This window comes from Xanthomonas sp. 3075, from assembly GCF_014197275.1.
Taxonomy (GTDB): domain Bacteria; phylum Pseudomonadota; class Gammaproteobacteria; order Xanthomonadales; family Xanthomonadaceae; genus Xanthomonas; species Xanthomonas campestris_B.
Genome location: NZ_JACIFI010000034.1, coordinates 1 through 12,755 on the forward strand (window position 1 = coordinate 1; position 12,755 = coordinate 12,755).

Below are 12,755 nucleotides of genomic sequence, written 5' to 3' on the forward strand. Positions count from 1 at the left end.
GCTCGTCAGTAAAACGCTTCTTCACGTCCAATCTCCTTCGGGGTAGGGAATTGGACTCCAAACTGAGGCGCTACTCAAAATCGGGGGGACGTCGCTGAGAACCTGATGGTCAACGCAGACGGTAGTTCCGTCCAGCTCATTGACTATGACGGCATGTTTGTCGAAGCCCTGCGTGGAAGTGGTGCGACTGAACTTGGCCAAGCCAACTTCCAGCACCCTAAGCGCACGGCGTCCAATTTCAACGAGCAGCTTGATCGCTTTTCTTTCATCACACTTGATGTCGCTTTACAGGCCCTGACCGTATCTCCGGGACTTTGGAAAGCCTCGAACTCCGAACCCAGCGCTATCGTTTTTCGGCGGAACGACTTCCTTGACCCCGGCACCTCTGTCATCTTCAATCAAGTTCTAGGCCTTCCGGGGTTGAAGGTTCCCGCGCAGTCGCTTGCGCAGCTTGCGGATGGGCCTTTTGATCAAGTTCCGACACTTGCCGACTTCCGTGTTCAGCGCGGACTCGGACCGAACACAATTGTGTTCAACCCACAGGGCAAGCCCAAAGACATTGCCTACCAAAGCCCTTATACGGTCTGTGATGCGGCGAACTTTGCCCAAGTCGAAGCTCAGGTCGGCAGCCGCGTGGAGTTGATTGGCAGGATCGTTGATGTCACTCAAAAACGATACGGCAGGAACAAAAAGCCTTTCATCTTCATCAATTTTGGCGATTGGACAGGCAAGTCCGTAAAACTTTCAATTTGGTCTGAGGCATTGCGGCAGTTCCCCTCGGAGCCCAACAGCAGCTGGAATGGCCGTTGGGTCAGCGTGACCGGCCTGGTAGAGCCGCCCTATCACGGTCAAGCCGGGAAGATATCGTATATCAGCATCGGCATTAGCATCGAAAATCCAGGTCAGATCAAGCAACTTACAGAGGTAGAAGCGCGCTTCCGATTGCGCGGCGGGAAAGCACCTGTTGTTACCGCTGGTCGAAATGAAAACATCCTCAAGGGTATGGGTGGAGCGGGAAATACAGTTCCTCGGAGCACGAGCCAACAAGCTCCCAAGCCACTTCCCCCGCCGAGCACTCCTAACGCTCAAGTCCTTCAAAGGATGCAGCGACAGATGCCTCAGGCTGTTCCAAGGCCAACTGGGTCCGCGCCCCGCCCCAGCTCTCATCAGGTATCACCGGGACCTCGCAGAACCAGCTCACCCAAACGCATGGGCGCAGGAGCTTGGATCGCGCTCATTGTCTTTGTTCTGATTGTCTTGCGTTGGTGTGCTGGTTAGTCAGCGCTCCATGGCTTGCACTCAATAAGCGCATGTGACCAGTCACAAGGACATGCTTTAAACAACAGGTGCTTTTTTTTAAACGACATCATCAAGGAGGAACGGATGACAGAACTCATCAAACATCAGCAGGAACTTGTGACATGGGTTCGCGAGCATGGAGGGAAGCTCGACTTAGCTGTTGCATTTTGGGGAAAGGGCGCTTCGAAGGCGTTAGGGCTCCATGATCGCGCGCACCGATCCCGCATTCTGCTTGAACTGAGCCAAGGTTGCTCATCACCCGATGAAGTCAGGCAGCTGATGAGGCTTCCTAACGTCGAAGTAAAAGCTTTGGATCGACTGCATGCCAAAGCCTACATCGGCGAGAACGAAATGATCATCGGAAGCGCCAATGCTTCTGCAGGAGGATTAGGCATCGTAGGAAGAGAGTCTGTCCATTGGACAGAGTTAGGCGTCAAGGTGGCAGAAGAAAGCCCCCTCCACGAAGCGAAAAGCTGGTTCGATGCGGCTTGGATCAGGGGAAAGCGCATCACCAAAACGATGCTAGATGACGCCCAGCGCTTGATCAACGAACGCAATTCAAAGCTTCTTCCAAGCAATCCTGGCGGCCTCTCCATTTTGCAAGCGGTAAAGCAAGATCCCGATGCGTGGAAAGATGCGCGAATTTGGGTCGTCGTTGCGACGCGCAACCTAGGATTGGAAGGGCGAAAACTGCTTGAGGAGGCTCGCGTTTTCAATTCAACCCCTGCGATCTATGCCTACGAGAACTGGCCTGACATACCGCGAGCAGCAACGCTCATTAGTTTGACAAAGTATGAGAACGAGAAAATTGAACTAGACGATCCGCCGACGTTTAGAACGCCTGAAGAAAAGCAACCAGGCAAGATCCAACTGGTCTTTCCAGAAAAAATCCCTGGCTACACGATCGGCACCATTTCCGAATGGAGGCCACTCGTAGAGCGCGCGGAGAAGACCTACACAGGTTGGATCAAGCACGGTGGAATTTCCCTGCGCATCCACGAGTTCGTCGGGCGCTACGGTTAGTATCTTGACCGCCTTAAAAAAGCCTTAAAGACTAGCGAATTACTGAGTCCTGCACACGAAAAAGAGCCCTGCATGCAGGGCTCCTGTGTCGCCAGCGTTGAAGCCTCAGTCTCGGCGCCGGGTGCCAATGGCGGGCGGCGTTGTTCCGATCATTTGGCGGGAACCTTCTGCGACGACCGTAGCTTCCAGCCAAATGCCTAGGCACACCATCAGTCTGCTGCGCGGTCAACGGTCAGAAACATCTGAGCCGTCATAGACTTGGCTTCGGGGGACGGAATTTCAACTCCCAATGCCCTGCCCCACCCTCGGCCTGCGGTGGAAGTGCATCCTCTCCAGATGCCTCAGGCGTCAGCACCTCAATCGGCTGCGGAGAGAAGTTCTTCTCCAAGGCCTCAGCCGTCTCCACCATCGCTTTTCGAGCCCGCTTGATCCGCCCCTGCTGGATCGCTTGGATGCGCGGGGAGACATGCCTCTTCGTTCGCGCCAAGCGCCGCTGTGCTCTGGCCACCACTTTTGTATCGGGATCGTATTCTTGCTCATAGAGCTTGGCTTGCGCATCCAGCACGGCCATGCGCGCTTTGTAGGGTCGCACCAGCGTATGGGCATACTTGCTGATTGAGCGAGCAAGCATCTCGGTGTCTTCAAAGAGAAATGGCTTGGTGGCGTAGCTATCCACTCGCCGGCAAACGAGTGTCGAGTGAGCGCGCTGGAACTCGGGTTCAATCTGGATACCAGGGATCTGCCGCAATACTTCGAGAGACTGCTGAGCCACCTCCCGCTGGGCTTCGAGCCAATCTTCGATCAGCTGCGCCTGCGCATTGAGCAACTCAGCGTCTTGTCGGCCCGAGGAACGAGCCAAGCGCGTCACGCGACTAAGATGTCGGGTCTGACCGCTGTAAGGCGTGTAGAGACCCGGGCGAGGCGCTGGCGCACGCGCCAAGCGCTCTTTGATCTGCCGCACCCGCTCTGCGCCTGACAATCGTGTCTGCCCAACCGCTGTGCGTCCGTCCAATCCAGAAGCCTGTGCGTTGGCCCGATCCCGAAGTGCTGCCGCATGACTGTGGGACGGTGGCACTTCGTGCACGACGCCCCCGCTTTTTTTCATGTGCTCAGCGACAAGCTTTGAAAGCGCCAGTGCTGCTTCTCGCCCACCTGCCCCTCTCACTTCTGCTGTGAACTTCGTTTTGCGCATCACCGCCACTTTGGCTTTGCCCAAGTGCTTGCCAGGCCGGCGCGTGAGTTCGCGGGCGCGTTCAAACTCTCCATTGCGCGCGGCTTCGTGTGCTTGTGCTCGGAGACTGCGATGATCTACCCGAGCCGGGGCGCCCGCATTCTTCAAGTGCGCATTGATGACCATTGAAATGTCTTTGCGGATTTGCCGCAGCGCTCGTGTGCCGCCGCCTTGTCGCGCATCAAACTCAGCGCAGGCGCGCTCCCCTAGTCCTCCCGGTCCGACTTGTCGCGCTGACATCAGCAAATGCACATGATGATTGCGCTGATCACCATATTTGCTTGGTGTGTGCACAGCGACCAATACGGCGACTTTGAACCGATTGACCAGCAATTGGCCAAGCGCTAAAGCGAGCGCTCTCCGTTGGTGTTGATCGAGTTGATGCGGAAGCGACACCTCGACTTCTCGGCAAACGCGTGCGTTCTTGCGCGTCTCGGCCGCTTCGTTCGCGTTCCAAAAATACTGCGCATCAAAGCACCACTCCGGCGCTCCTTTCGGCGCAAGCATCTGATGGAAATCGACACCGCCTCGGTGGGAATAATTGTGGCCAAGCCCTGTGCTCATATCGAGCAGATCAAACCCTGCGCGGTAAGCAGCTGCTGCGACCGAAGAGTCGCCATTGCCTCGGCTGAAAGACTTCATTGTTGCGTGATAAATCGCCATTTGTGAAACTCCTGTTTGTGGAGCACACAAAGAAACGGCAGAACATCGCCCGTCGAGAGAAAAGCGAACTCGACAGCACAGAGACCTCGGTCACGAGGTTTTGAAGTGGCTGTGTTGCCTAGCGAAGCATAGGCAACGAGGTGGCGAAAGCCACCGCACCGACGCGCAGCGTTGGCGCACGGTTTCTGCAAAGCAGAAACCATAAGTGCGCTCTTGCTCTTTAATTTTTTCTTTGAATTTTTTTGCCACAGTTGGATCAACCATGGCTCTTTTTACATATAAATACTAGTTATACCAAAGAATGAATAAGACCTGTACGAATCTGATTACGTCTCACGCCATGTATCGTTTTTATGCTGACTGTCCATGCAGAAGTGATCTCCCGTGGCCTCGGGAAATCCAAGCAGCAGCAGGACGAATTGCCGTCAGGTTGGTAGCATCACCAACGCCGATCGAACGCTAAGTCGCAACAGCTGCGGAAACAAGGAAGCGAAATGCCCAATGACTACTGGGACATGGATGACAAGAACGACCCCAACCTGTTGAACCTTGCCAGCGTGAGCACCTCAATGCTCGTGCCCTTTCCAGTGGGAAAACTGCCAGATGCTTCCGTGCTTTGGCTCAATGAGCGCTGGTTTCATGACTTAGGCATGGCCATCCACGACGCGCCAACTCGGGCCCGCATCTCAGCGTCCTTGCTTGAGCGCTTTGCCGTGACCTCTATCGAAGCCCACTGCGTTGCCGGCACCTTCGGCGGACAGACACTGGGCGCTGATCGCTATGGTGGGAGCGGTGGGGCGATCCACGGGGGGAGTGGCCGCTGTGGCTCCGATGGCATGCTCATCGCCAAAGGAACCGGCCCCACGCCACTGGTCTCCGAGGCCCATGATTGGTCACACTCCCATGGCTGTCTCTATCTTTACGACGCCATTCGCGAGGCAGTCGCCAGCGAGATCCTCAACGCAGAACTCCCCCACGGGACAGTCCCCATCGTTGCCATCATCGATGCCGGCTTCTCCCTGGCGCGCACCGATGCCGACGAGCCGGAGCGGTGCGCCATTCTGATCAGGCCTGCTTTCCTGCGCTTGGCGCATTTCGAGCGCAGCCTGTATTTCGGGACATCAGGCAGTGCAAACAGCGATCAATTTCAAGATAGCCTGCGAGTCAAAGATGCCATCCACTTTGCCGACGAACACACGCAGCGCGATGCAGGCAATCCCAATGACCTAGGCGTTGACTTGTCTGCGCTCTACCTCCGCCTTGCCGAGCAGATTGCCGCAAGTCGCGCGCATCGCCTCTGGACCGGACGCCCGACAAGCGACAACATCACATCGAACGCGCAGTTTCTGGATTTCGGCGGCTTCCGCGCAGTTCCCACCTGGAAGCGTGGCACCGATGGGCATCGTCACTTTTTCGGCGATGAGATGCGTGATGTTCGCCACTCGCTTCCCTCGCTTGCCTATTTTTTCAAGAAGTATTCCCGCTTTGACAAGGCAATCGCCAACATCGATCAGCTGCTTATCCAGATCGAGCATCACATGGAAGCTGCGTTTCTCCATCACTGTGCAGAAGCGTGTGCTTTGCCTGAGTCAAGCCCAGAGGTGTTCCATTTCAAAGCGATCATTGCGCACTACTACCGCGAGCAACAGCGCATTGACTATGCGCTCGATCAGCCCACAAAGCACGATGAGCGCCACGATTGGCTCTCCGACCACATCAGAGGCAAAGCAAGCTACGGGTCTCCTGTTGGCGAGGAGATCGCGGCGCTCCTGCGCGAACTTCCGAACGCACATCTCCATCTTTGTGCGGCCAACCGCTGGCTGAGACCACGACCGCGCCTTTCCTATCGCGTCTCCAAACGCCGGGCGATCAAGCTGGTGCGGTCGATCCTGGCCGATCGGTCGTCGGGACCCGAGCGGGTCTCGGCTTTTATCGCAACCGAGGTCGCGGTCTCACGCCGCGTTTGGAAAGGCTTACCGCCACACTGGCTTGTCCTGGGCTACGCAAGCGATCACGTGTCCACCGCCTTGTATTTCTTTGATACGCATCGTATGGCCTATACAGTCCAGCTGGAGGGGCCACGCGTGCGTGGGGGAACACTGATCTTCGGTGCCGAAGTCGCAGATGAGACACTGGGCATCACCAATTCTGGCCATCGAACCGTCGCGCTTGTCGACTGCGAACCTAACAGCTACTTGGTAGGTCTAAGCTTGAACGGGCGTGCATCAATCCCTACCGCACTGCTCACCTTCCCGGACGCTGCCGTTGCAGCGCAGACATTTAACTCAACCACCACCCATGCAACCTAATGCCGTTGATGCGCAGGCGCTTGGCCTGGCAATGCAACTCCTGTTCAAGACTGACCGCAAGAAGTTCACTATCGCAGCGGCTTATGTGTGGCTATGGCCTGCAATTCGCCTAGGCCAGCTCGTCACGATTGAAGACGAAGACGGGGTCTGGACCGGCTACGCCTTATGGGCTTATCTGACGCCTGAAACCGCCAGTCATTTGGTTCTGCAAGATCCGCCGTTCTTGCCAATTAGCGACTGGAACGAAGGTGATCAACTCTGGATCCTGGATTTCGTGGCTATGCCAGGGCATCACCGACGCCTGGCGAGAGCGCTCCGGCACCGCTTGCGCCCTCACTTCAAGCAAGCGCATCGCTTGGTGCGAGATAAGACGGGCGCTATGCTGGGAACCAAGACTCACAGACTTCGCAAAGATAGCTGAGGAAGACACGTCGCTTCCTTGATATGAATGGACGAACCGAAGCGACAAGGCAGTTGCAACCTATGCACGAAGTGACATCAAGGTCGACCAAGGCCTGGACTGGATTTTTGTTCCTGGGCTTCGGTTCTGGTTTGCCCTATCCGCTGATCGGCAGCACCTTAGGCTATTGGCTCAGCGAAAAGTCGCTTTCGATCGCAGTCATCGGTGCCTTGGCTTGGACCGCACTTCCCTACTCTCTCAAATTCCTATGGGCCCGCCATCTCGACCAACGTCGTGCGCCGGTCGTTAGAAGCACCATGTCGCACCGTCAAGGCTGGATTGTCTTGTCTTCGATCATGGTCGCCATCTCTCTCCTAGGCCTTGTCCTGAGCGTTGTCGCTGGCAGCCTTCCGCTGATTGCACTGAGCTGCATCGCAGCAGCCTTTGGCGGTGCGACCCTGGATGCCTCAGTCGATGCGTTCCGGATCGAACAAGAGGCAGTGCACCAGCAGCCAGCCAAGCTCCTCACTGCCTACCAATTTGGCTACCGCATTGCTCTACTGCTGAGCGACGGTCTGGTGTTCTTGCTCGCAGCGCGGCTGTCCTGGCAAGTTGCTTATGCACTTCTGCTTCCCCTGATGTTGGTGCCCATCTGCGGAACGCTCTTTCTGCGATCTGCCCCCGATAGCGTCCTCACCCCAGGTCGCACGAGTGCGGAGAAGCAGGGGTCTCCGCTGATATCCCTTCGACCCTCCACGCTCCAAGGATGGATCGCGGTGGTCGTCTTCATCGGCTGCTATCGCCTACCGGACATTCTTCTGGGTCCCATGATCAATCCTTTCTTCTATGCCCTTGGCATTGGAAAGAATGTGGTCGGATCCCTCCATATCTGGCTTGGTATCCCAGCAGCCTTCCTCGGAATTTTGGCTGCAGGCACAAGCTTGAAGCGCATGTCCTTGAGCACGACCATTCTTGTTGGCGCAGCTCTCCAAGCCCTTGCCCTCCTCGTTCTTGCATCGCTCTCGTCGAACGAGCAGTCTGCTGAACTGCTTTGGGCTAGCGTTATTCTTCAAAACCTTGCTAGTAGCTATACCGGCATAGCCCTGGTTGCTTACATGTCAAAGCTGGTCACGCTTGGACGCGCAGGTGAGCACTACGCTTGGCTAACCAGCTTTTACTCCATCTTCGGCAGGGTGCTTGCCGGCTTCTCAGGCCTAGCAGTGGCTTATCTCACCACGCTCAATGGACAAAGCCAAGGCTATGGCATGTTTTTCATTGGCATCTGCCTGACGTGCGTGCCCGCCCTCCTCGTCTACTTGCTCATCATTCGGAATAAATTGAAGGAGCGACCAGAGCCGTAAGTGCCATCACGCTGTTGCCTTGCAATGACCTTGGGCTGTTTACGAGAACATGTAATGCGTGAGCTCAGTCGTTATGCACAGGCCGGTGCAAAAATGAACACTATTTACTTGACGTTTGAGTGACAGCATCCAAACCATCACTCAGCCTCGTCGAAACCGTCAGCCCAGAAGCACAAGGCGAGGTCACGTCCGTCGTCGAGACATAGATTTTATACGGCCCTTTCGTCAATGTCGCTGGTTGGGTCCAAGCTGCATTTTTTATCACGGCCCGAGGCTCACGTATGCCTTCCACAAAAGCATATTTTTTAACGATATCACTATATCTTTCACAGCCTCGGGCTTTTTTGTCAGCAGAAATTACAGCTAGGGCAGCTACTGTCCAAGCCTGAGAGCTTTCATCACTGCGATGAACGCCGAAGCTCAACGCTGCTACCTGGGACTTCTGATCATTCAATGAAACTCGATAGTGACGACGAAGGGGCTCGTCTCTGACAATCTCGGTCTTGCCGGCTCTAATTAATTTGTTGACCTGAGACTCTTCAACAATAACGCCGCTACTGAATAGCGACACCAGTTCGTCAAGCACTTTTTCTGAACCATAGGCGTCACCACAGAATGTGGCCGATACTAAAATAGAAAAGGCCACGATAGTTGAGGACCATACACCACTCTTATAAAATTTCACTCCAGCCCTCATTGCATTTAAAGCGCTTCAAGTGTCGTCTTGAAGCCTGCCCAGATGTCGGCCCGGATTAGCGCTAACCAATTTGATGCCTAATTGGCTAGCACCAGCGGACCTCATCAGTTTCGACTTCTCGTGAGACCAAGCAAGCACTCGCCCTTCGAACTCGCCTTTACATACACCGACGTTTCACCAAGATTGGTTTTATAGAAGACATCCTTACTAACGTCGGCGAGTGGCGCATGGGGATTGGGTGGCAGGACGTATGGGGTGAGCGCAAATTTCTGCTTGATCTTAGACACTTCATAACAGCGCCCAGGAGCGAGCTCCATATACATAAAACTCACTCCTTTATCGAGTTCAGGCGGGACCCTGAACTCAACGAAGGAGATCGCATACTGATCCCGCGTCTTGAACGTATTTGAGCGAAAAGCAATGTTCAATGATCGACTTGAACTCACCTGATGGAAATCACGGAGTCCAATTTCGCGGAAAACTTCATAGTTTACCGCCTTACCCGGATCATAGATTTTACCAACTATTTCATCCATGGCGAGCCCTGAAATTCCATCTTCCGCAATGGCGCTTGTGCAGAAGACAGCCATCAGCAATGTAACTGCAAGACCTTTGTGCACGCCCAACATTACTGGCCTCTCAAATAAGCACGCAATTCAATTTCAACCTGATCTACAGGCGATAAATATCTAAAGCAACCGACAACAAGGAAGAGTCATCCTTGACCAAAGCATAAAGCGTCCCCTGGTCAACCCTGTGCAGCGCACCGATTTGAGCCAGTGAAACTACTTGACCATCGATCTCGGCAATTGCCTCTCCCTTTTTCGGAAGTCCTGATTTGCTTTTTGAATACATCATGAGGCGCGTTTTACCATTAGTGACCCAGGCTCCCACGTATTTGTCGTCTGAGTGATCGTGTGATGGCGATACGAGAATTGAATCGACCAATACGCCCTTTGATAGCGCACCATCTTTAGCTGCAAGAAAATTACCCTTACCAATCTTCTCGGGACGAGGATCTATATCACCAATAATCCCTGGCTTCGCCTGAATTTTTAGGTTGGTGGACAGGTAATAGGTATCACCAGAATAATAGTCAACAAATTGAGCGCACGTGCCTCTGATCGCATGAACTCGGACATTGTCAACCTTACTTACCTTGGCTAGGGGGACTACCAAATTCGCACTCCCGCCCTCCACATAGAAATTGTCTTTAAGCTGAGACTTTTCTGAACATAGAGCCCTAGCAGCACTCTCTCGCTGGTCATTTGAGCGGGCCTGCCCGACCATTAGGCCGGCGAGCGTAAGCACGCAAATCGAATTTAAGGCAACCCTAACTATGGACATCGAAAGCACCTCTTTAACGCGAATGTAAAATCAAGGGGTTGGAACAATGATAGTCGGAGTTACCTCACTATATCCACCAACAACCTTTGTATCACTGGGACCAAGCACGCCTATGCTGAGATAATTTGCAACACCCCTCACAATATCATTGGCAAATTTCTCATTTTGATTAAACTCAGCATTGGTAAAACCATCTTGATAGAGGTTTTGGTAAAGGGTTCGAGCAGCTGCTGCATTATGTGCCAGCTCATGCATCACCAAGAAATTCGCCCCTCCCATTAGATCGGAATACCCCTTAATGGTGTCAATGTTTATTGATATCTGTGGGTCGCCGTTGTTATAGTCGGACTGCCCAGTCGCAAACCCATTACTATAGCTAGTGCCCGCTTCGTTTACCTTATAGTCTGCATTGAGCATCAGACTCTTGATTTCAGACATCTGCACGGTTGAACCATCGCTCATTTGCATATAAGCGTTATCAGGAAGCGAGCTGATAGAGTCTTTAACAAAGTAGATTGCATCGTCAAATTTAACCAGAGCGGCCGACTCTTCCGCTGTCAACGCACGCGTGAAGTTGAGATCGTATTCCGGCGCTGTTGGAAGAGGAGTGCCACCCCCACCTGGAGGACTAATAGGCCCTGGCTGTTCAACTGGTGGTGAAGGGGGAATAGTCGGAGGCGGACTTGGGGGAGGGTTAACTACGACTGGCGGCAGCTCAGTAGGCGGCTCGCTCGGATCGACATCCGCAGCGGCTGCCGCACCTGCCACTAGAAATAACTCTTCGTTTGTCAGCTCTCTCATTACAGCACTCCCTGCAATATTTCGATTGATAAATTACTGTTTCGCTTTCTTTTCTTCCTAAACATCATTTTTTTATTTCCCGTGCAGCCCATAAATAACGGTCCATTGCAAGCCCGGATCACATAGACTTAGAGCTAGGCAGACTCGAAGCACTTGAAGATAAATTTACCTCTGTTGGCCTCTTACTCTTGGCATGCAAACCTCATTTCTCCAACGTGACCGTTTCAAAAGTAGCATCTGGCGCATATTCATGTGCCCATCTCAGAACAGAAATCTCTGCGTCGAGGCTCTTTTTATTCCTGGGCACAAATAAGGTGAAAGTGGGATTTTTTGAGCAAGAAGCGCCCGACTTTTTGGTGTCGGCTTTGCAGTTAAAGTGAATGAGCCCAGCAGCTTCGACCGTATTATCACTCTTGATCGCAACTGCACCTTTCTCAATGCAGCTCTTGTAGCGGCAGCCGGATATTAAGGTCAACCCATTCCCCACATCAACGTCTTTGTTGGGTGGACCGCTCAGAGCCTCCCCAAACTGCTGCACCAATGGTTTTCCGGGAATAATATAGTCACCTGCTGACTGACCAAAGTAAGCCGATAGGACCGCAGAATTAATCTTGGCAGGCGCAGCCGTGGCCAAAACGCTTCCCCACAATGAAAAGATCATTATTGCAATTGATGCAATTCTTTTGTTAGCCTTCATCTCCAACCTCACGTTATAAGTCAACACTTAACCGCCACCCGGCACGCTGCCGTTCGTAATATCTTGTTGAATAAGGGCGGCCTCCCTGTCTCGCCTTGTATCATACGCATCACCGAAATCGTTCAGATTGGTAACAGCATCTTGCCAATGTCCCGTTGTTACTTGGGTCCAGAAATTGGGGGTTGCTGTGGCAAGGCCAGGGCCGTATTGGTAAGCAACACTTGCGATGGCGGTCTGGACGCCACCAGGCAGCTGATAAAAGTCAGCATAATCGGAAGAATTGTTATAGCTATTAACAACCGTATTTAAAATGTCTGATCGAACTGCGTTATCCAACGCATCTGCCTGCGCCTCGGTGATGTGGAGAGGGTTGTTTTGAACGGCATTCAGCGCATCTTGTCCTGTTAGATGAAGGTAGGGCGTCAACGTAGTAACAAGCGCCTGATCCACACCTAGCGCGGCAAGGCTTTCGGTAGTTTGGCCACCCAAATCGACTCCAGTTGCCACAGTTACTCCGCTCTGATCTATGACCACGCCGTTATTGGTGGGGACATATGCATCTAGCTGTTGCCCGCCCTCGACGCTATCAATAAAGGCGTTATCGATTCTGTTTTCAGCAGCCAGCGGGACAAAAACATCACCATCGTTGCCCCCTCCTCCACCTTGTGGCGGTGGTGGGGGTTGCTCAACTGGCGGTGTTGGCGGCAATGTTGGTGGTTCTGATGGAGGTGGATTAACGACCACGGGGGGCAACTCAGTGGGCGGCTCGCTTGGATCGACGTCCGCAGCGGCTGCTGCACCTGCCACTAGGAATAGCTCTTCGATTGTTAGCTCTCTCATTACAGCACTCCATCCTGTGCGTTTAATTTTGATCCAATCATTTCTACTATTTGATTCGCAATAAGGCTTCTCTCTCTGAATTACTTT

12 protein-coding genes are annotated in these 12,755 nt (G+C 53.5%); 5 read left to right on the forward strand and 7 right to left on the reverse strand.

Annotated features, from left to right (window positions below; translation table 11 throughout):
* The first annotated feature begins 105 nt into the window (after positions 1-105).
* Both GGR62_RS20000 and GGR62_RS20005 read left to right on the forward strand, forming a co-directional pair.
* The gene (locus GGR62_RS20000; protein ID WP_260306325.1) at positions 106-1,278 is read left to right on the forward strand and encodes an OB-fold nucleic acid binding domain-containing protein; all 1,173 of its coding nucleotides are present in this window, start codon (positions 106-108) and stop codon (positions 1,276-1,278) included.
* A 105-nt stretch (positions 1,279-1,383) separates the two neighbouring features.
* Positions 1,384-2,322: a phospholipase D family protein gene (locus GGR62_RS20005; protein WP_260306326.1), complete on the forward strand. Its 939-nt coding sequence runs from the start codon at positions 1,384-1,386 to the stop codon at positions 2,320-2,322.
* A 250-nt stretch (positions 2,323-2,572) separates the two neighbouring features.
* Here GGR62_RS20005 and GGR62_RS20010 read toward each other — a convergent pair whose 3' ends face one another.
* The gene (locus GGR62_RS20010) at positions 2,573-4,216 is read right to left on the reverse strand and encodes a MobA/MobL family protein (protein WP_184409581.1); all 1,644 of its coding nucleotides are present in this window, start codon (positions 4,214-4,216) and stop codon (positions 2,573-2,575) included.
* A gap of 494 nt (positions 4,217-4,710) precedes the next feature.
* Here GGR62_RS20010 and GGR62_RS20015 point away from each other — a divergent pair, with 494 nt between their 5' ends.
* The 3 genes from GGR62_RS20015 to GGR62_RS20025 all read left to right on the forward strand — a co-directional run bounded on the left by GGR62_RS20015 (position 4,711) and on the right by GGR62_RS20025 (position 8,286).
* Complete coding sequence (locus tag GGR62_RS20015; RefSeq protein WP_184409582.1) at positions 4,711-6,525, forward strand: protein adenylyltransferase SelO family protein; 1,815 nt, start codon at positions 4,711-4,713, stop codon at positions 6,523-6,525.
* A complete protein-coding gene (locus tag GGR62_RS20020; RefSeq protein WP_184409583.1) occupies positions 6,515-6,946 on the forward strand; it encodes a toxin-activating lysine-acyltransferase in 432 nt (143 codons plus the stop codon). The genes GGR62_RS20015 and GGR62_RS20020 overlap by 11 nt, the downstream gene beginning before the upstream one ends.
* A gap of 62 nt (positions 6,947-7,008) precedes the next feature.
* Positions 7,009-8,286 carry an ABC transporter permease gene (locus tag GGR62_RS20025; protein WP_184409584.1) on the forward strand — a complete coding sequence of 426 codons (1,278 nt, stop codon included), beginning with the start codon at positions 7,009-7,011 and terminating at the stop codon, positions 8,284-8,286.
* A gap of 100 nt (positions 8,287-8,386) precedes the next feature.
* Here GGR62_RS20025 and GGR62_RS20030 read toward each other — a convergent pair whose 3' ends face one another.
* The 6 genes from GGR62_RS20030 to GGR62_RS20060 all read right to left on the reverse strand — a co-directional run bounded on the left by GGR62_RS20030 (position 8,387) and on the right by GGR62_RS20060 (position 12,668).
* Complete coding sequence (locus tag GGR62_RS20030; protein ID WP_260306327.1) at positions 8,387-8,971, reverse strand: hypothetical protein; 585 nt, start codon at positions 8,969-8,971, stop codon at positions 8,387-8,389.
* Between the two features lie 116 nt (positions 8,972-9,087).
* Positions 9,088-9,612, reverse strand: a complete 525-nt coding sequence (locus GGR62_RS20035; RefSeq protein ID WP_184409585.1) for a hypothetical protein — start codon at positions 9,610-9,612, stop codon at positions 9,088-9,090.
* A gap of 43 nt (positions 9,613-9,655) precedes the next feature.
* A complete protein-coding gene (locus GGR62_RS20040; protein ID WP_184409586.1) occupies positions 9,656-10,294 on the reverse strand; it encodes a hypothetical protein in 639 nt (212 codons plus the stop codon).
* Positions 10,295-10,360: 66 nt separating this feature from the next.
* On the reverse strand, positions 10,361-11,131 hold the full coding sequence (locus GGR62_RS20045; RefSeq protein WP_228415117.1) for a hypothetical protein: 771 nt from the start codon (positions 11,129-11,131) through the stop codon (positions 10,361-10,363).
* A gap of 202 nt (positions 11,132-11,333) precedes the next feature.
* Entirely contained in the window at positions 11,334-11,828 is a 495-nt protein-coding gene (locus tag GGR62_RS20055) for a hypothetical protein (RefSeq protein ID WP_144431282.1), read from the reverse strand.
* A gap of 27 nt (positions 11,829-11,855) precedes the next feature.
* On the reverse strand, positions 11,856-12,668 hold the full coding sequence (locus GGR62_RS20060; protein WP_184409587.1) for a pesticin C-terminus-like muramidase: 813 nt from the start codon (positions 12,666-12,668) through the stop codon (positions 11,856-11,858).
* Positions 12,669-12,755: the final 87 nt, after the last annotated feature.